At 68.8% G+C, this 20,511-nt stretch carries 7 protein-coding genes; all 7 read right to left on the minus strand.

Features of this window, described 5'->3' with window-relative positions; genetic code table 11:
• The coding region (locus JMJ55_RS31725; RefSeq protein WP_407927557.1) for a beta strand repeat-containing protein at nt 1-2,252 on the minus strand (2,252 nt) is incomplete at its 3' end.
• 58 nt (nt 2,253-2,310) lie between these two features.
• Nucleotides 2,311-3,702, minus strand: a complete 1,392-nt coding sequence (locus tag JMJ55_RS24570) for a TolC family protein (protein WP_202828254.1) — start codon at nt 3,700-3,702, stop codon at nt 2,311-2,313.
• Nucleotides 3,699-4,520: an efflux RND transporter periplasmic adaptor subunit gene (locus JMJ55_RS24575; RefSeq protein ID WP_202828255.1), complete on the minus strand. Its 822-nt coding sequence runs from the start codon at nt 4,518-4,520 to the stop codon at nt 3,699-3,701. Before JMJ55_RS24575 ends, JMJ55_RS24570 begins: the two co-directional genes overlap by 4 nt.
• On the minus strand, nt 4,513-6,654 hold the full coding sequence (locus JMJ55_RS24580) for a PqqD family peptide modification chaperone (RefSeq protein WP_202828256.1): 2,142 nt from the start codon (nt 6,652-6,654) through the stop codon (nt 4,513-4,515). The genes JMJ55_RS24575 and JMJ55_RS24580 overlap by 8 nt, the downstream gene beginning before the upstream one ends.
• The gene (locus JMJ55_RS24585; RefSeq protein WP_202828257.1) at nt 6,651-8,504 is read right to left on the minus strand and encodes an efflux RND transporter periplasmic adaptor subunit; all 1,854 of its coding nucleotides are present in this window, start codon (nt 8,502-8,504) and stop codon (nt 6,651-6,653) included. The genes JMJ55_RS24580 and JMJ55_RS24585 overlap by 4 nt, the downstream gene beginning before the upstream one ends.
• Nucleotides 8,505-8,523: 19 nt before the next feature.
• Nucleotides 8,524-8,817 carry a DUF3467 domain-containing protein gene (locus JMJ55_RS24590; RefSeq protein ID WP_202828258.1) on the minus strand — a complete coding sequence of 98 codons (294 nt, stop codon included), beginning with the start codon at nt 8,815-8,817 and terminating at the stop codon, nt 8,524-8,526.
• Between the two features lie 42 nt (nt 8,818-8,859).
• Nucleotides 8,860-20,490 carry a beta strand repeat-containing protein gene (locus JMJ55_RS24595; protein ID WP_202828259.1) on the minus strand — a complete coding sequence of 3,877 codons (11,631 nt, stop codon included), beginning with the start codon at nt 20,488-20,490 and terminating at the stop codon, nt 8,860-8,862.
• Between the last annotated feature and the right edge of the window lie 21 nt (nt 20,491-20,511).

Raw genomic sequence — 20,511 nt, forward strand, 5'->3', positions numbered from 1 at the left:
ATATCGCCCGCCCCGTTCAGCGACAGCGTGCCGGAGTTGATGGTGGTGGCGCCGGTATAGGTGTTCACCCCGCCGAGCGTCATCGTGCCGTTGTTGACGGTAAAGCCGCCCGTGCCGCTGATGACCCCATCGAAGGTGCCGCTGCCGGTCACCGAGAGCGTATTGGCACCCAGCGTCACATTGCTGCCGGCCACGCCGTTCAGCGATTGCAGCGTGCGGTTGCCGCTGGCGGCCGAGATGTCGAAGGTCCCGGTGCTGCCGGTGATATTGACACCGGTCGAGGCAGAAAGGTTGCCCGCGCCAGACAGCGCCAGCGTGCCATTCGCCACCTGGGTCGCGCCGGTATAGGTTTCGGCCGCCGTCAGGGTCAGCGTGCCGAGACCGGCCTTGCTCAGGCCGCCGGTGCCGCTGATGACACCGCCGAGGGTCGAATTGTTGCCATTGGTGTCGATCACCCCACCGCCGGCACCCAGCGAGACCAGCAGATTGGAATTAAAGGGCACGCCACCGGTGTTCAGCCGCAGCGCGCCATTGTCCATTGCCAGGTTGCCGGAGCCGAGGCCGCCGACATTGGCGATCTCGAGCACCCCGCCACCATTGATGGTGGTGCCGCCGGCATAGGTGTTCGAGTTCTGGAACTTGACCGTGCCGCTGGTGACCTGCACCGCTGCGCCGCTGCCGGTGCCCGGGGTGACGCCGCTGCCGCCCGCAACGCTGTTCGCGCTGTCATCGGCGATGTTGCCGCTGACCGTCAGGGTGTTGCCGGCGCCCGGGTTGAAGACGGTGCTCACGCCGCTCATCAGGAACAGCGCGTCACCGGCCGAGGCGCCGGCCGTGGCGCCGAGAATGCCGGTGCTGCCTGCCGCGCCGCCCGTGGCGCTGCTGCCGCCGACCGAGCCGTTGCCGGTATAGGTGATGCTGGCGCCGCTGCGGACGAAGACCGCACCGCCGAACGCCGCGCCGCCGCCGCCGCCGCCATCCGCGCCGCCGATCCCAGCCCCGACACCGCCGGCCGCCTTCGGATTGAGCGCGCCACCACCACCGCCGCCGCCGCCGCCGAAGCCGCCCGTGCCGCCGGTGAAGTTGGAAACCGCGCCACCTTGGGCGCCGGCACCACCGCCGCCACCGAAGCCGCCATTGCCGCCGACGCCGTTCACGCCACCGCCGCCACCGCCGAAGTCGCCGCCATTGCCGCCGACGCCGCCGAGGAAGCCGGCACCGCCACCGCCGGTGCGGGTGCCGTTCTGGCCATCGCCGCTGACGATGCCGCCGGCACCACCCGAACCGCCGGAGATGCCGCCGCCGCCGCCGCCGCCGCCGCCACCGACGGTCGCCGCCAGGGCATTGAGGCCGGCGCCACCCGCGCCGCCGTTGATGCCGCCGCCGCCGCCGCCGCCGCCGCCCGCGCCGGTGAGGTCGGCACCGCCGGTGCCGCCCGCACCGCCCGCAGCACCGCCGGCCGTGCCCGACTGGCCAACCGCCGCCAGCACGCCGCCGCCCGTGCCGCCGGTCGCCCCGGTGCCGGCCACGCCTGCACCGCCCACGCCACCCGCCACCACATCGGCCGCGCCGGAATAGGCACCGCCGCCGCCGCCGCCGCCGCTATAGCCACCGCCGCCGCCCGCGCCGTCATAGGGCTTGCCGCCGGCACCGCCGAGGCCGCCGCCACCACCACCCGCCGCGCCGCCGCCCGGGCCGGAGCCGCGCGTGGTGTCACCACCCGCGCCGCCCACCGCGGCATTGCCGGCGAAGCTGACATTGGCGAGGCTGACATTGCCCGTATTGACGAAGATGCCGCCGCCCGCGCCCATGCCACCGCCGCCGCCCGAGGCACCGGCACCGCCGGTCGCCTTGCCATCGGCGATGGTCATGTTGGTGATGGCGACATTGCCGCCATCGACGAAGAAGACGCGTGTGGTATTGGCGCCGCTGACCGTCATCCCCGGATTGCCGGTGATGGTGACGTTCTGATTGATCGTCGGCAGCGGGGCCGAGAGGGTGACCGTCGTCAGCCCCCCGGCGAAGTTGATGGTCGAACCGGGATTGCCATTGGCCTGGTCGATGGCCCAGGACAGCGTGCCGGCGGTCGCCGGGTTGCCGGCATCGGTGCCGCTGGTCACGGTGTAGGTGCTGGCCGCCTGCGCCGCCGGCGGCAGCGCGATGAAGCTAACAGCAGTCAGTGCGGTGCAGAGCAGAAGGCGCGCCGCGAAGCGGGAAGGCCTCTTCACCGGCAGGGTCTCGGTATGGATCATCGTCTGGTCTCCCCCTTCGAATGCGTGCGCGGCGCCCCCATGCGCCTCTTGTCCGGAATCAGCGGGTCGCATGCGCGACCTCCACCCGCCCGATGGCGCGGCCGCGCCGATCGAGCATCGCGTCGAGATAGAGGATGTCGGCCTCGCTCAAATCGCCGGCGAGGCGCTTCAACCCCATCAGGTTCAGCAGGTAATTGTAGCGGCCGCTGAGCACCGCGCGTTCGGCCTGGAACTGGTCGCGCTCGGCATCCAGCACCTCCTTCAGCCGCAGCACGCCGCCGACAAGGCGCTGGCGCTTCGAGACGACGACGCGCGCCTGCGCCTCGGCGGCCCGCAGCAGCGCCGGCTCCCGCCGGGCATTGGAGACGACTTCCTCGAAAGCGCCGCGCACCTGTTGCTCGACCTCGAGCCGCTGGTCCTCGACCCGGTAGAGCGAGGCGCGGTGGCGGGCGCGGGCGGCGAAATACGGGTAGCCGCCGCCATCGCCGTTGAAGAGCGGCACGGTGAGGCGGAACAGCAGCGTGCGGTCATCGATGCCCGACCCGCCGCCATAGACCGAGCCGCCGGTGACCTGGTGGCTCTGGGTGAAGCGGAGATCGACGCGCGGCAGAGTGCCGGCGGCGGCGTTCAGCGCCTGGGCGCGCGCCTCATTGGCCGCCTCCTGCGCCACCAGCACCTCGGCATTGCGGTCGCGGGCGCGCTCCACCCAGGTCTCGGGCGTGGGCGGCGAGGGTTCCGGCATCGGGATGCGGCCGCCGAGCGGGGCGATGCCGGCGATGCGGCGGGCGGTGCGGCGCTCCAGCCCCGCAATCGCCTCGTTCAGCGCGGCGGCGGCGGCCATGGTCTGCGCCTCGGCGCCGCGCAGCCGGGCCGCGACCTCATCCGCATCGGCGGGCGTGGCCAGGCCGAGCCGGCCGCGCTGCTCCACCTCCTGCATCTGCCGGCGTAGGGTGCGCTCCTCGGCGCTGGCGATCGCATGGCCATCGGCCGAGCCGAGCGCGGTGAGATAGGCCTGCACCACCTCGAACAGCACGCGCTGGCGGACGCCGTCCAGTTCCTCCCGCGCGCGGCGGAGCGTTGCATGCGCACCGGCGAGCTGGGCGAAGACGCGGGCATCGAAGAGCGGCTGGACCACTTCCAGCGTCATGCCGCGATTGCTGAATTCGGAGACGCCGATCCGATAGACCGGCGTGCTGCTGCGGAAGACGTCCAGCCTCTCGCGCGCCGTGTCGAAGACCATGTTGGCGCGGGGGCCGAGGCCGATATAGGCGTCCCGCACCGCATGCCGCGCGGCATCCCGCCCGGCCGCGGCCTGCCGCATCGTCGGATGCTGCGCCAGCGCCGCCTCGGCGAGATCGAGCAGCCCGATGCCGCCCGAAGCCGGCGCATCGGCCCGCGCCGCCGGCGCCGCCACGACCAGCGCGGCGAGGATAAGGGCGCGCAGGCTCACGAGGCCGGCTCCAGCGCGGCGCGGCACTTGATGCCGGCGGGGATGCGGCCGGCCACATTGTCCAGCACGAAGCGGATATTGAAGGTGTCGCTGCGTGGATCGACCACGGGATCGACCACCGCGACCTCCGCCAGCACCGGGTCGAGGCCGGGCAGCAAGAAGCTGATGCGGGCATGGCTGCCGACATGCAGGCCGGTGCGCAGGGCGGAGGGTAGCGAGACCTCCACATGCAGCCGGTCCACCTGCTCGATCACCAGGATCGGCTTGTCGCGCACCTGCTCGCCGCCGCTCAGGATCCGGTCGGTGACGACGCCATCGACCGGGCTGCGGATGGAGCGGATGGCGAGCGCCGCGCGGGCCTGCTCCAGCTCGGCGCGGGCGATGACCAACGATTCCGTGGCGCTGGCGGCATCCATCGCGGCCACGTCGCGCTCGGTGCGGATCTGGTCGAGCTCCTGCTCGGAGACGAAGCGCTCCCCGGCCAGGGGACGGTTGCGGCTGAGGGTGCGGTCGGCCAGCGCCATGCGGGCGCGACGCAGCTTGAGCTGCGCATCCGACGAGGCGCGGGCCTGGGCCAGCGCCACCTGGGCCTGCTCCACCTCGGACTGGAGCTGGGCCACGACCTGGCCGCGGCGCACGCGGTCGCCCCGCTCCACCAGCACATCGGAGAGGACGCCGACGACCGGGCTCGCCAGCTCGATCCGGCGGGAGGAGGTGACCTGGCAGGGGAAATCCGCGGCCGGCAGCGGCGCCGGCAGGCGCTGCGCCAGGGCCGGGCCAGCCGCGAGCAGAAGGGCAGGCAATACGATACTACGCATGAAGATGCCTCAGGAAGGCGAGGCGGATACGCCGCCACAACTGGAAGCCAAGCGGTTCGGGGTCGAAGGCGAAGCGGACATGGACCCGGCCTTCGAGGAAGCGCCGGGCGAGCGGGGTCTCCGGCGCCAGCTCCACCAGATAGGCCGGTTCGGCGAGGCGCTGGGCGCCGTTGCGGTCGGGCGTGACGGCATGGGTGCCGCCGCCATCGAGGCCGAGCGCGGCATTCGGCAACAGCTCGGTCGCCGAGGGCGAGATGCGGGCGAGGCGCGCGGGCAGCGGCGTCTCGATGGCGAAGGCGGGGCGGATCGAGACCGCGCGCAGCCCGTCGCGCACCAGCCCGATCTGGTCCATCGGCACCAGCACCCGGACCACGGCGCGGACGCCGTCATAGACGATGCCGAGCTGGTCGCCGCGTTGCAGGAAGCGGCCGGGCAGATCGGTCGGGTTGGGCAGCACCAGCTCCCCGGCGGCGGGGCTGACCAGCAGCAGGTTGCGCCGGTCGCGCTCCGCTTCGGCCAGCTCGCGCTCGGCCTGGCGGAGTTGCTCGGCGGTATTGGCCGCCTTCACCCGGTCCTGCGGGTATTGCATCTGCTGCAGGGCGGCGAGTTCGGCGACGCGGCCGGCGGCGCGGGCGAGGCGTGCCTCCACCGCCGGCTCCTCCAGCCGGGCCAGCGGGGTGCCAGGGGCGACGGCGGCGCCCGGTGCGACCAGCAGCGCGGCGACGGTGCCGCCGATGCCGGCACGGGCGGCCGCTTCCTCCGGCATCGCCACCACGCCCTCGGCGAGGCTGCGATGCGGCGCCGGCACGACGAAGAGCAGGGCAAGCACGCCAAGGACCAGCGCGCCGAGGCCGAAGGCGGCGCGGCTGCGGCCCTCCGCCGGGGCCCGCTGCACGCCGCGCAGCGCGGTCCCGACCAGCGGCCAGCAATAGCCGATCGTGGCCCAGATCCCGAGGCCGATGCCGATCTCCGCATATTGCTCGGCGACCATGAAGGCGATCGCCAGCATCAGGCCGAAGCGGTAGACGAAGGAGGCCGGGCCATAGAGGGCGAACCAGAGCCGCTCGCCCGGCGTGCCTGCCGGTTCGGCCTGGGAGGCGTCGCCGAGAATGAAGCGGCGGAAGGCCCAACCGAGCCAGAGGCCGGCGCGAGTGCCAAGCCCCGGAATCTCCACCGCATCGGCCAGTACGTAATAGCCGTCGAAGCGCTGCAACGGATTGCCGTTGAACAGCAAGGTGGAGAAGCCGCTGACCAGGATGACGTTGTAGCAGATGCTCCGCAGCAGCCCCGGCTCCGCCGCCGCCCAAAGCGCGAGGGCGATGCTGCCGATGAACAGCTCCGCCAGGATGCCGGCGGCGCCGATCAGCATCCGGTCGGTCTTGCGCTCCAGCGTCGCGGCGGCGGTGGCATCAACGAAAGGCACCGGGAAGAAAGCGGCGAAGAGCAGCCCGACCTGCCGGCACTCCACGCCGCAATGGCGCAGCGCGAGGCCATGGCCCAGCTCATGGATCGCCTTCACCACCGGATAGACCAGGCCGACCAGCAGCAGGTTCTGGGCGGAGAAGAGTTGGTCGGAGAAATCCGCCGCCAGCGGCCCCCAATGCATCAGCCCGATCACGGCGCCCATGGCGACCACGGCCAGCCAGAGGGCAAGGCCGAAGGGTCCGAAGATCCAGCCGAGCCGCGGCGCCAGCCGGTCCAGCAGCGGGGTCGGGTCGAACAGGCCGAGCTTGAAGGAGAGCGGGTTGCGCAGCGAGGCCATCAGGCTGCGCCGCGCCTCCTGCCGCCGCCGCCGGGTCAGCGCCGCGGCATCCGGCGCCGGATCGCGCAGCAGGCCGAGGCTGTGGAGTTGCATCAGGAACTGGCCGATGCGGCGGCTGTCGGGCGGCGGCACATCCGGCCGCGCGGCCAGGGACTGGACGATCTCGCCCATCGGCCGCTCGCCATCCATGGCGCCGACCACCTCCGCCCCGCTGGCGGAGACGCGGTAGAGCCGGTGCGCCGCGCGGTCATGCAGCACATACCAGGGCTGGCCGCGATAGCGGTGGCGGAACACCGCGATGCCGGGCTTCAGCACCGGGCGGCGCAGCGCTTCCGGCATCGCCTGGGGGGTCGCAGCGGCGGTGGCACTCATGGCAGCCAGGCCCAGAGCTTCAGGCGCAGCCAGGTCAGGGCGCTGCGGCTGGCGATCCAGACCAGCCGGGCCGGCCCCGCCTCGATCTTGCCGATGCCCTGCATGCCGGGGCGGAGGCTGGCATCCTCCTCATCCAGCCGGGCCTCGACGCGGAAGCTGTTATGGCCTTCCTTGGCGGTGGCCAGCGGCGTCACGGCGGTGACGGTGAAGCCATAGGAGGTCTGCGGCAGGGCCGAGAGCAACAGCCTTCCATGCTGCCCAGGCTCGACCGCGGCGAATTGGGTCTCATTGACCTCGAGCACCACCCGCCAGGAATCCAGCGGCGAGAGCTCATAGACGATATCGCCGCGGCGGAGCGGCGCGCCGAGGGACTGGCGCGGGTCGCCGGCGATGACGATGCCGTCGAAGGGCGCGGCGAGGCTGGCGCGGGCGAGGTTCTGCTCGGCCAGGTGCAGCTCCGCCTCGGCCTGCTGGCGCCGGGCGGCGGCGATACTGGCAGCGGCAATGTCGCGGCGGCCAATCGCCTCATCCATCTGGCGCTGGCTCTCGGCCAGCCGGCCTTCCTGCTCGGCGCGCTGCAGGCGCTGCTCCCGCTCATCCAGCCGGGCGAGGATGGTGCCGGCGGGGACGCGGTCGCCCGGGCGGGCGGCGGCATCGGCCAGGAAGCCGTCGAAGGGCGCCGTCACGGCCCGCCGCACCGCGCCTTCCAGCGTGGCATGGGCGGCGACGCGATACTCGATGCGGAGGAAGGCGCCGGCCAGGACCAGCCCGACCACGGCAGCGGCGATCAGGCCGCGCGTGACGTCGCGCGGCGGCACCCAGGCGCGCGCCGTCTCAGCCAGGCGGGCGCCGGCATGGGCGAGCAGCCCACGCTCCGCCCGCAGCCGGAGGGCGAGCAGCGGCGCCAGCTCCTCCAATAGGGTCTGCCATTCGGTTGCGGAGATCGGGGCGGCGGTGCCGAGGCCGCCCTCGATCACCGCGGCGAGGAAGGGGGGGCCACCCTCCGGCGGGGCGCAGGTCAGGGTCAGCACCCAGCCGGCCGTCTCCCCCTGGCCGAGCCGCTGCTGCGCGCCATGCGGCGAGAGCTGGCCCGGCAGGGGCGGCCAGGCGACGGGGGCAGCGGCCTCCACTGCCTCCTCCATCGCCGCGGCGAGCGCGACGCTGAAATCGGTGCGGGACTTGGCCAGCCGCCCGCGGGATGTGGCGAAGGGCCGCATGGCGCCGGGCGTGCCGGAGCCGAGGCTGACCCGCATCGCCTGCAGCCGCTCGGCCAGCAGGGTGCAAAGCACTTCGCCGATGCCGGCCAGGTCCCCTTCCCCGCCGATGGCCCGTAGCAGCTCCGGCGGGGCGCCGGGCGGCAATGCCGGGGCGGCGGCGGGCAGGCCGCGGCCGAACCAGCCGAGGCCCCATTGCAGCAGCCGATTGGCCGCATCGAGCATGGCGGCATCCGCCGCCGCGATATCCAGCGCGACGACGCCGAGCAGCCCTTCATCGCCCGGCAGCGGCACGGCGAGTTGGCCGCTCGCCTCCTCGCCGCCGGCGGCGACGCTGCGGCCGGTTTGCAGGCAACGCTCGGCCGCCTTGGCCAGGGCGAAGCTGACCTCGGCCTGGCCGAAGGAGGCGGTGCGGGTGAAGCGGGCCTCGGCACCCTGGCGCAGCGCGACGAAGCCGCCGATGACCCGGGCAGGGCCGCCGGTGGCGTCGCGCACCATCCCCGCCACCAGCGCGACCGCGAGGTCGAGCCAGGGCTTGGAGGCGCGTTGCGCATCGCCGGCCGCGCGCAGCGCCCGCCAGGCTGCCAGCCCGGCATCGCCACCCGTCATCCCGGCCGAGGCAGGCCCCGCTGTCATCTCCCGCGCCTGTCCCGCCTCAGCCCAGCTGGCCGTAGGTCCGCTCGTATTCCTCGATGGTCTTGCCCAGCATGTGCAGCAGCCGCTTGGCGGCATGCGGGTTGAGCAGGACGCGGTCGCTGAGGGTGACGGTGATTTCCTCGGCGCTGTTCATCCAGGCCTGGTTGGTGCCGAGGAGGACCATGATCTCCTCCCGGCTGGCGACGACGTTGCAGACATTGGCATAGGTCGTGCGCATCGCCGCATCGTCCCACTTGATGCGGGTGCCGCCGATGACGGTGGTCTTGGGCGGCAGGGTCGTGTCGGTGCTCATGCCAATGTCTCTGTTCTGGTCGGTGAAGCGATGTCCGCCCGCTCAGGCCGCGAGCGGCCCGAGATCGAGCACCGGGGTGGTGGCCCCGGCATCGAGGAGGGGTGCGGCCACCTCTTCCTCTTCCTCCTCCGTCCGCCACAGCCCGCTCGCCTCGTCGTAGAGGGTGGTGGTGCCGGGGCGGAGCAGGCGCTCCGCCGGCAGCGTCGCAGGGGCGGCGGCGGTGGTGGTCGTAGCGATGGACTCGGCGGCCATCAGCGCCACCTTCCCGGCCAGCGAGGCGAGATCCTGCGCCGAGGCGAGGGTATCGGTCCCTGCGACGACATAGACCGGCTGGCTGGTCAGCGCCGGGGCGCCCTTCGGCGCGCTGCCGCCGGAGTTCAGCACGATATTGGTGCCACCGCCGGTGGTGATGCTGGCCGCCTGGGCATAGCCGAGTTCGGTCTCGCTGGCGGTGATCAGCGTGCCGGCCGGGCCGGTGCGCGTCACCTTGCCCGAGGCGCCGACGACGATGTTGTTGCCCGCGCCGAGCTTGATGCTGTTCACCCCGGCGCCGCCCATGACGACGTTGTTGCCGGCGCCCGCGATGATGGTCGCCCCATCGGTCGGCAGCGGGCTGCCAAGGCCGGCGAAGGGCGCCGTGGTCGCTGGCGTGACATTGCCGACCACCGGGATGGTGCGGCCGAGCACGTCCGGATGCGCGCCGGAAGCACGATCCGCCGGGCTGTAGGCGGTGAAGCTGGCATAGTTGACCTGGCCGAGATGCCCGATCAGGACATTGTTGCCATCGCCCGCCGCGATGGTGTTGTTGCCCGGGCCGCCGAAGGCGATGTTGCTGCCCGGCGCGCCGGTGCCGAGCCGCAGCACGTTCTTGCCGCCCTGCGTCTCCTCCACCGTATGGGCATCGAGCAGGGCGCCGGTGATCGGATCCCGGGTGACGACGCCGGCTGCGCCGAAGACGATGTTGTTGCCGGACCCGGTGGTGATGCTGTTGTTCCCCGCCCCGCCGACGATGATGTTGTCGCCCCGGCCGACCGTGATGACGCTGCCACCCGCGTGGGTGGGCACCTGGTCGAGGCCGGCCGTGCCGCCGGGAGAGAAGGGGAACAGGTTCGACACTTCCGGGATCACGCGTCCGATGATGTCGGGCTTTGTGCCATCGGCACGTTGCGCGTTCGTGTACCGGCTCATGATTCCGAAATCGACCGCACCCAGATGGCCGAGGATGATGTTGTTCCCCGGACCGGCGGTGATCCGGTTGAAGCCCGGTCCGCCGAAGATGACCTGGCTGCTGGTCCCGCGCAGGCCGGCGGCGATGGTGTTGTTGCCGCCCTGCGCTTCCTCGACCGTCGTGGCATAGACCACCGACCGGTTGACCGAATCGCGGGTGACCGCGCCGGCCGAGCCGAAGATGAGGTTCGACCCGTAGCCGGCGACGATGGTGTTGTCCCCGGCGCCGCCCATGATGACGTTCTTGCCGTTGCCGGCATAGATGGTGGACCCCGCCACCGCCATCGGCTGGTCGAGCGTGGTGAAGGGGGCGGTTGTGCGCGGCGAGCGGTTGCCGAGTTCCGGCAGGACCCGGCCCACGATGTCCGGCAGCGCGCCACTGGCCCGCTGGGCATCGGTATAGAGCAGGAAGAGGCCCAGATTCACCTGACCGAGATGGCCGAAGACAATGTTGTCGCGGTCGCCCACCGTGATCAGGTTGTTGCCGGCCCCGCCGAAGACCAGGTTGCGGCCATTGCCGAGGGTGATCTGGTGGCTGCCGCCCAGATTCTCCTCGATGGTGGTGGCGACCAGGACGCTGCCACCAACCGCGGTGCGGGTGACCGCGCCCGAGGCGCCGAACACCGTGTTGTCGCCGCCCGCCGCCTGGATGACGTTGTTGCCGGCGCCGCCGATGATGATGTTGTTGCCGCGGCCGGCGATGATGGTTCCGCCGGCGACCGCGAGAGGTTTGTCCAGATCCGGCGTCGGCACGGTGGTGGAGCCGATCTCCGGCACCGTCCGGCCGATCAGGTCGGGCCGGGACCCATCCGCCCGCTGCACCTGGCTGAAGCTGAAGACGCCGTTATTCTCGATGCCGAGATGGCCGAACAGGATGTTGTTGCCATCGCCGGCCCGGATCACATTGGTCCCGGCGCCGCCGAAGACTAGATTGTTGCCGAGCCCGCCGAGGCCGACCGTGATGCGGTTGTTGCCGCCCAGGCTCTCCTCGACTGTCTGGGCGAGGATCAGGGCGTTGTTCGCCCCGACCCGGCCGTCCCGCGTCACGCTGCCGGCCGCGCCGAAGATGATGTTGTTGCCGGTGCCGGCAGTGATGCTGTTATCCCCGGCGCCGCCCATGATGATGTTGTTGCCATTGCCGGCCATGATGGTGGAGCCGGTGGTGGCCAGCACCGATCCGTCCTGGCCGCGGGTGAAGCCCAGCACGTCCGGCGCGATGCCGTTCTGCTTCGGCGTCGCCAGCCGGTCGAGATCGACGGCGCCGATATGGCCGAAGATCACGCTGCTGCCCTGGCCGGTGGTGATGGTGTTGTTGCCCGAGCCACCGAAGACGAAGTTGTTGCCGTCGGCGGTGGTGATGACGTTGTTGCCGCCGGTGTTCTCCTCGGTCGCCTCGGTCCGCGCCTGATGGATCTTGAGCCCGCCCTGCGGCAGGTAGTCCATGGTCACATAGCCATTGCCGCCGAAGATCACCTCCGTCCGGTCCGCCGAGGTGACGGCCGGGGTGTTCTGCACCGGATCCGCCGGCTGCAGGTTGTCGAAGGTCTGGATGGTGTCGTTGCCGCCGCCGCCCATGATGACGGCGCTGTGGCTGGCCTTGATGATGCTGTCGCCATTGCCCGGATCGGCGCTGTGCCGGCCCTGGATGGTCAGGCTGCCGCCGCCATTGCTGGCGACAACGCTGCCGAAATGGCCGATGACCACATCGGTGCCGGTGCCGGCATCGATGCTCTGGCTGCCGGCCCCACCCAGGATGACATCGCTGCCGGCGCCGCCCTGGATGCTGTTGGCGCCACCAACGCCTTCGCTGGTCGTCTCGATGCTGACGAGGGTCGCCACCGTGCCGAAGCCGGTGCGGATCAGGTCAGCCTGATGGCCGGCGATGATGTCGTTGCCATTGCCGCCATCGAGGGCATTCGACCCGGCGCCGCCCATGATGACATCGTTGCCGCCATTGCCGAGGACGGTGTCGTTGCCGCCAAGGGCGAGCGCGGTGACGTGGAACTGGCCGCCGCTGCCGCCGGCCTCGCCATCGATGGTGCCGAGATCGGCGAGGATGATATCCGCCTTGGCCCCGCCTAGGATCGAATCGCTGCCGGCGCCGCCGATCAGGAAGCTCTCGGCCGATCCGCCGATGATGGTGTTGTTGCCCCCGGCCGGATCGCCGGCCTCGATAAGGATGATGTTGCCATTGGCGGCGCGGGTCACGCTGCCGCGGCTGCCGAAGATCACGTCCTGGCCGCCGATGCCGGTGATCAAGTTATTGCCGTCGCCGCCGAAGATCGTATCGGCACCGTTGCCACCGGTGATGGTGCTGCCCTTGTTGTCGCCGGCATACATGTTGAGGGCGACATAATCGGCATCGATCTTGGCGCTGTCGTTGTCGGCTCCGGTATTCGGGCCGTCGCCGAAGATCAGATTCTGGCCGGCGCTGTTCTGGATGGAGATGACGTTGGCGCCGGCGCCGCCATAGATCGTGTTGTTGCCGCCGGTGACGACGATGCTGTCATCACCCTCATTGCCGTAGATCACGTTGTTGCCGGAGCCGACCGAGATGACATCGACCTCGGTGCCGCCGGTGATGATGTTGTTGCCGTTGCCGGCGGTGATGGTGTTGCGGGTGTTGCCGCCCTGGATGGTATTGTTGCCGTTGCCCGCCTGGATGGTTGTGGCGGTGGTGGCGCCGATGATCATGTTGTTGCCGTCGCCGAAGATCATCAGCGGGTCGCCATCGACGCCGCCAAGCTCGACCACGTTGTCGCCATCGCCCGCGATGATGGTCGCGTCGGAGGTAAGGCCGCCTTCCAGCTTCAGATGGCTGTTGCCGTCGCCGAGATTGGCGGTGATCTTCTTGACATGGCTGTAGGTCCGGGTGACGCCATTTGCCGTCACCTCGATCGTCTCGTCGCCGGCACTGCCACCGACATGCTTGACGGTGAATTCCTGGTCCGGGTTGTAGAGGTTGCCGCCAACCGCCTGGCGCTCGGCATTCTCGCCCATATTGAGCTGCAGCACGCCATCTTCGTCGACATGCGCGAGCTGCGGCGTGGAATGCGCCGCCTGGTAGTCATAGCTGAAGGAGAGAAGCGTGACGCTGATGAGGTCGAAGCTTGTCTCGAAGATGGTGATCTTGCCGACCAGCGGGATGCTCACGCCAACCCAGGCCCAGACATAGACCTTCGCCGTGATCGCACCATCGATCTTGAAGATCTGCAGAGGATTGTTGATCAGCTCCTCGAGCAGGACAGAGAAGCGGACCTTGCCGGTGCCGCTGACATCCACCAGTTGGAAGTCGACTTGGCCGCGCAGCTCGCCGCCGATGCCGGCCGCCACCAGCGCCAGGTTGACGCCGCCGCGGACCCCGAAGGCAGCGTAGAAGGAAAGCTGCGGCCCTAGCGTGTTGTCCACGTAGAAACCGTCCAGCAGCTGCAGCGGGTTGCCGTCCGAGATGAAATGCTGGATGCCGAGCGTATCATAGCCGAAGGCCAGGTTGATGGTGACGCCAGCCTCGACATAGACCTGCACCGTCACCGGCACCGGGCCGATCATAAATAAGAAGTCGATCTCCTTGCTGAAGCTGAAATCGAAGGTCGGCAAGGTGATGTGGATCAGATCCGCCGGGTCGTCCATGCCAAGCAGCAGCTTCAGCACCGACATCGGGTTTTTCAGGATCGGGAATTCGATGACCGGCTTGCCGCCACCGGTCTTGGTGTTCTCAAGCCCGCCGATCTGCTGCCCGACGCCCGAGCCGGCCTTGTTCAGCGACGCAGCGGCGGCCGCCTGGTATTTCGCGGCATTGGCCGCGATCTGCTGCTCGGCCGCCTTGGTGTTGGTCTTCGAGATCTTGCTGCTGAACGGATCGACATTGCTTGAGGTGAGCGATGTAGCGTCCGGATCGTCGGTCTTGCCGAGCACGAAGGTGCCGAAGTTGAGCTTGACGTTCCCGTCGCTCGACATTTCGTGCAGCGTGTGCACGAGCTCCGCCACCTGATCGACGATGCGGATGAACTTCACCGCTTCCTGCACCTTCGACCCGCCGAAAGTCTGGGCAAGGTCGAGGATGGAGGTCGGCCCCATGAAGGCCGAGAGGCCGGGGATCGGCGCGGTGAGGAAGTCGAGGATCGGCTGGAGCGGTCCGAGGATCGTCTCGGCCGTATCGAGGATCGGCTTCAGGATATCCGTCAGGAAGGAGCCGATATCGAGGGTAACGTCCTTGAAGGTGATCGGCACCTCAACGCCGCTCTCGGCCTCGTTGCCGAGGGCGCCGACGAAGACCTTGGCAAAGGTGTAGGAGAAGAGCAGCTCGGTCGAGACGGAGGGCAGCGCCATGCTGGTGCTGCCGATGCCGATGCCGGCATCGAGCAGCAGATCGACATTCACCGTGGCGATGACGCCGACGCGGAGCGGCGTCTTGCTCATCTCGCTGAAGAGCAGCCGGCCATCCGTATCCTTCGGACCGATATCGACATAGAGGCTGCCGGTGAGGCTGGTGCCCGCGATCTCTCGTCCGTTGATCTCCGCCTTCAGCTCGGAGCCGTTCACCGCCGTCATGCGGAGGAAGCCGAGGCTCAGCGCCGCCTCGAAGGCCGGGTCGGTCGGCAGCCAGGCCGCGATCGAGATCTCGAGCGCATGCACCTCCTGCAGATTGATCGTGAAGGGGTCGTCAGGGTTGTTGTTCGAGGTCCAGTTGGTGAGCGCCTTCGGCGTCCCGGTATCCAGGACGAAGAAGCCCTTGTCCTTCTGGTAGCCGAAGCCGATCGTCGCCTCGAGATCGGCGCGGACATGAATGTCGCCATTGGTGATGTCGAGGCCGAGCCCGGGGATGCCGAGCGTCGCATCGATATTCACCGTGGCGTCGAACAGAGTCTTGTCGAAATGCCAGAGGAAGGAGATTTCCGTCGGGTTGGCGATGCTGTCGATATAGGAATAGATCTCGCCCGGCAGGTGCAGGATGTCGTTCAGGACGTAGTTCAGGCCCTGGGTGATGATGTTCTGCGTCGTCGCCGGCTGGCCAGGATGCGAGGTGATGAAGCTGTCGAGCAGCGACTGCAGCGTATCGATCACATTGGCATGCAGGTCGGCGAAGAAGCCGCCAATGCCCTGCAACGCATCGCCGATCAGCGGCAGGTTGAGCCCGAACAGCGCCTGCGCCATCGGCCCACTGTCGAGCGTCGAGAGAAAGGCGTCGAGCCCGTCGATCATCGTCTGCGGGTCGTTCAGGATGCTGCCGAGGCTGATGCCGGACAGGTCCGGGAAGTCCGTATAGACGGTCCGCCCCGGCGCCGTCGGCACCGCATCGCTGTTGAACAGGTTGCCAACCTGCAGCGTCACCGGCCCGATCGGCGCGCCGAGCGCATAGACCGGCAGCGTCAGATCCACCGCCGCGTCGGCCTCGATCTCGACCAGATCTTTGAGGCTGTAGTCGGGCGAGCTGAGCTTGGCCAGGTCGGCGAAGCTCAGCTTGCCGTCCTTGGGGTCGGAGCCACCGAAACCATCGGCGAGGCTGATGGTGAAGGTGGCCGGATCATCTTCGGCATCACCCACTTTGAAGCCGGTATCCCCAGCCGCCTTGTGGCCGAGATCGGCCCCGAAATGGGCGGTGCCGTTCTTCACCGTGGCGCTGATCGGACCGAGGCCGACCTTGAAATTCAGGTCGTCGGAGGAGACGCCGAGCTTCGCCGTGACGCCGGTCAGCAGGTCATGGGTGACCGGATCCTCGCCGGTCAGGACGTAGAAGCGCTCGCTGGCGGAATTCGGCGCGGTCAGCGCGCCGGTCAGGCTGCGCGCGCCGCTGACAGTCTTCTCGGTGGTCAGCGAATCGCCGCCGAAGCCGAGATCCTTCAGCACCGTCGAGCCGTTGATGGATTCGACATGGAAGGCAAGCGTCGGCGTCGCGGCCTTGACCGTGATGTTGTTCATCAGGTTGCCGAGCGCATCGGTGCCGAGCGTCGCCGCCTTGGCGCTGAAGACCAGCTTGCCGCCGGACAGGCTGACCTGGAGAAGCTGCCCGACCGAGACGTCATAATCGGCGCTGCCGGCACCGAGGCCGCTGAGCGGGACATTCTCGGCCTTCAGCGCCTTGGCGCTGACCGTCGCCTCGGCCAGCGCCGTGCGCAGGGCGGAGAGGAAGGCGGCGGAGGTCGTCCGGGTCGCATCCGCTTCCAGCACCACCTCGGCAGTGACGCCGTTGCCGATGCCTATGCTGAAGTCATAGGCCTTGGCATAGTCCGCGGCACTGATGGCGCTGCCGGCCGTGAGCTTCACCGTGCTGCCGCTATGGATGCCGGCCTGGCCGTCGGTGAAGCCAAGCTTGGCGACGCCGAGCGCGTCGCTGGTGGTATTGTCCGCGAAGGTCAGCTTGCCGGTCTTGGCGTCATAGCTGGCGAATTTCGTCAACCCCACCTTCGCGGCCGCCGTATTCAGCGTGTCCAGCAGGTCCTGAACGGTCGCAGTCTGGCCGAGCGCGCTGAGCGAGGCGGTGAAGCTCTTGCCATTGCCGAGCGTGACCTTGATGTCATCGCCCGCGCTCGTCGCGCCGTGCAGGCCGCGACCGCTGTTCAGCGCCGCGATTTTGGTGGCGAGCTCGGCCGGCGAGGAGTTCTCGCCCAGATTGATGCCGAGGGTAAGGGCGAGGCTGGCGCTGGCGGTGACATTCAGCGTGCCGCTGGCGCTGAGGCTGGCGATGCTGCCGATGGTCTCGGCCAGGCTGGCGACCAGCCCGCCCTGCTCGCCAAGCTGGCTGGCAAGGCTTTGCAGGTCGAGGTCGAAGGGAAGCTCGGTCGCGACATCGACCGGCTTGTAGTTCAGCGAGATGATGAGCTGGTCGCCGTCCTTGACCTTGATATGCACCACATCGGCGCCGAGGGCGCGATTGATGGTGTCCTCGATCTCGGTGAAGGTGCCCTTCTCGCCTTCCTGCGCCTGGCCGAGCGCAACCAGGAATTCGCTGGTGAAGCCGAGGATGTCGTCGAGGCTGACATTGATCAGCGGGATCTGGGTGGTCGCCAGCCCCTCATCCAGCGCGCTGAAGGTCTGCCGGATCGCTTCGACCGCATTCGCGGCGGTCAGGGTCGGGCTGAAGCCCTCGACCTCCACCTCGGGCTTCGGTGCCGTGCCGTCCAGCAGCTCATCGGCACCGTCGAGGGAGATGGTGACGCTCGGGGCCACTGCGCCCGTCAACTGGACCGAGCCGGCCGTCAGGTCGATATCGTGGAAGGCGAGCTTGGCGAAAGGCTCGCCATCGCGCCCGCTATCGAGCCGGAAGGCCCAGATCGACTTGAAGTCCCCGGCCGAGAGCGCGTCGGTGAGCTGCTTGAAGGTCAGCAGGTTGGGAACCGGGTTCAGGTCGCTGTTCAGCAGCAGCGATGCCTTGAGCGAGATATAGGCATCGATCGGTGCCGGATCGTCCGCGCTGTAGAGCGTCGCGGAGAGGCCGAATGGCCCAAGGCTGCCGGAGATGGTGACATCCTCGTCCGGATCGGTCGGCTCCAGCTCCGCGGTGATGATGGCGGAAATGCCGGAATCGCGCAGGTAGAAGCGGTCGGCCAGCGTCTCGCCATGCAGCGGGCTGCCGATGATGATGCTCTGCGCCTTGCCGGACCCGTTGATGTCGCTGCCGACCAGGCCAAGCAGACCCGGCAGCAGCGAGCCATGCAGGGCGGAGACGGTCAGCGTCACCGTATCGACCCGCAGCGTGGACTGGACGGCACTGCGCTGTGAGGACAGCGTCGGCTCCCCGCCCGTCGCCGTCTTGATGGCGTCGTAGATCGTGGTCGTCAGCGTGACCGAGCCGTTGGCATTCAGCGTCGCCTTGACGATGTCGGAATAGTGCAGCTGCTTGGCGGCAGGCAGGCCGAGATCGGTCGCATCGACATCGATGCCAGCCAGCGCCGCGTTGATCGCCGAGACATAAGCGGAGGCGCTGCCGGTCGCACCGATGCTGACGACGACCGGGGCCAGCTTGCCGACCGAGAGGATGAATTTCGAACTGTGCGAATAGTCGGCGCCGCTCGGCGCCTCGCCGGTGAGGACGGCGTGGTAGTTGGCGGTGCTGCCGACCTTGGCGGCGGAGGCGGTCGTGCCCTGGGCCAGGCCCATCGAGGCCGGCGAGGCGCCCTTATAGGGCGTGTAGTCGTCCACCAGCGACAGCTCGGCATTGCCGTCATCGTTGAAGTGGAGCTCGATATTGCTGCCGAAATCGGTGGCGATGATCGTCTCGAGATTGCCGAGGGTCATCCCCGGCGTCAGCACATACTGCTTCACCAAGCCTTCGCGGCCGATGATCTGCAGATCCGCGAGCTTGGAGTAGTCGCCGGCCGGGTTGGCCGCCTCCGCGATCTGCCGCGCCGTAATCGGAATCGTGCCATCGGCACCGGCCGCCTGGACATAGACCGGCAGGTCGCCGAGCGCGGTGTCGGGCGTGCCGTTCTTGCCGTCGCCGACCTGCGGCCCGCCGTCCTGGTTCAGGTCGCTGCCGAGCGGGTCGAGATCGAAGCCGAGGGTGAGCGAGAGCAACACGCTGGGCTTGAGGGAGAAGGTGGCATTGGTCAGCTTGAGCCCGGCCACGTCGCCGAGGCTGAAATCGATCTCGAAGGGCGCGTGGATGCTCGGCAGCTCGAACTCCTTCTGGAGCGTGAGCTCGACCGCATTGGTCTCGGAATTGTAGCCGAGGCCGAGTTCCTCCAGCAGCTTGGTACCGACCTCCGGATCGCCGGAGGTATCATCCCAGCCATCGAGATGGAGGATCTTCGCCAGCGAGATGCCGAATTCCCGCAGGCTGGCGAAAAGCGAGATGCTGGTGGCGCTGGTAACCGTGATCTTCTTCGCCGCGGTGCCGTTTTCCGGCGCGGTCAGCAACAGGTTGATCCGCCCGGCATCGTTCGAGGCTTGGACATAGCCCTTGATAGCGCTGGTGGCGATTGCCTGGTTGATCGCCAGCACCAGGTGATCGACGGAATCGACCTGCTGGATGTCGCCGTTGATGTCCTTGTAGTGCGGCGCGAATTGCAGGGTGGTGGTGCGGCCATTGTCGAGCGAGAGGGTGATCCCGATCGTCTCCGGCAGATGGGCAATGTCGCTCGCGGTCAGGGCACGGTGGGATTCGACGTAATTCCCGCCGGAATTGAATTGCCCCTCATCGAAGCCGAGCACGCCGACCGTATTCGCCATCGGGTCGATGATGGCGGCCTTGAAGGCGTCGGCGGTGTCGATCACCTCGCCGATGGTGACGCCCGAGGTGAAGGGAATCTCGATATCGAGACCCTTGGCGATGGAGAGCTTGTCGATATATTCGCCGACGCGCTGCAGATAGGTCAGCAGCCCGGTCGGCGAGAAGGTGTTGAGGCTTTTCGGGTCGAAATCGGGGTTGTGGACCGCGGTCTTCAGCGCGGCGAAGAGCGGCGCGGTGTCATAGGCGGCGGTGCCGTCGGCGAAGCCGCCGGTGACCTTCAAATGCTTCGCCGTGAAGGTGTCGATCCCCGGGATCGCGTGATCCTCGTCGAGCAGCAGAGCCAGGTCGAGCAGCGTGCCGCTGCTCTGGCTCACCATCACCGTCGTCAGCTTGGCGCCGGCGCCGATCAGGTCGGAATGGTCGCCCGCCTTCACCTCGGTCGCCAGGGTGGCGAGTTCCGTGCCCGTCATGTCGAGCGCGGTGCCGGTGAATTTCGCGTTGAGGTCGATCTTGGTCGATACCGCATCGGCGGTCAGCGTCAGCAGGCCGAAATGGATGTCCTGCCCGGCCAGGGTCGCCTTGGCGTTCAGTGTGACACCATAGCTCGTATCGGCGATGGCGAAGGCCGAGGCTGCCTGTGCATCGGTCGGGGTCGCCGGCAGGCTGGCGGTGTGCAGGGTGATCTTGAAGGCGAAATTATAGGTCGAGGCGGTGGTGCCGATCACATCCGGCGCACTGATCCCGTAAGTGTCGCCCAGGGTGCCGAAATCGACCGAGAAGCTGCCCTTCTGGACGTCGGTGATGCTCAGCTTGAGGACGATGTCGCTGCCGCTGGACAGGTCCTGCACGGTGGCGACGTCGCCCACGTCCTTGCCGGTATTGTCCAGGATGGCGCTTGCCAGCTTTGAGGCGAGGTCGCCGGAATCCACTGGCGCATTGGCCGATGGCAGCTTCGCCATGGCGTCGAAGACGGACACCACCAGCTTGTCGAAGACGCCATCGAGATCGACAATGCCGCCGGCGGTCCGGCTGTCATTCACATTGATCAGGGCGATGGTCTTGGCCAGCACCCCCTCGGCCCCGCTTCCGTCCAGCGCGGTTTCGAAATGGGCCAGGTTGTCGTGCAGGGCGTGCAGCGCCGCGGCATTCACCGTGGTGCCGGACAGCAGCAGCCGCGGCTCGATCATCTCGATTGCAGGCGGAGGGGCGAGGCTCCGCATCGGTGCCTGCGGGGCGCGGGCGGACAGGGCGCGCTTATTGCTCTTGGAACGCAGCACTCGGACTTCCCCCCTGCGATC

Origin of the sequence: Belnapia mucosa (assembly GCF_016775475.1) — a bacterium.
GTDB lineage: Bacteria > Pseudomonadota > Alphaproteobacteria > Acetobacterales > Acetobacteraceae > Belnapia > Belnapia mucosa.

Coding starts and splice junctions, on each gene's coding strand:
- JMJ55_RS24575 (WP_202828255.1), bottom strand. CDS start 4,520: ATGCGTAGTATCGTATTGCCTGCCCTTCTGCTCGCGGCTGGCCCGGCC.
- JMJ55_RS24580 (WP_202828256.1), bottom strand. CDS start 6,654: ATGAGTGCCACCGCCGCTGCGACCCCCCAGGCGATGCCGGAAGCGCTG.
- JMJ55_RS24585 (WP_202828257.1), bottom strand. CDS start 8,504: ATGACAGCGGGGCCTGCCTCGGCCGGGATGACGGGTGGCGATGCCGGG.
- JMJ55_RS24590 (WP_202828258.1), bottom strand. CDS start 8,817: ATGAGCACCGACACGACCCTGCCGCCCAAGACCACCGTCATCGGCGGC.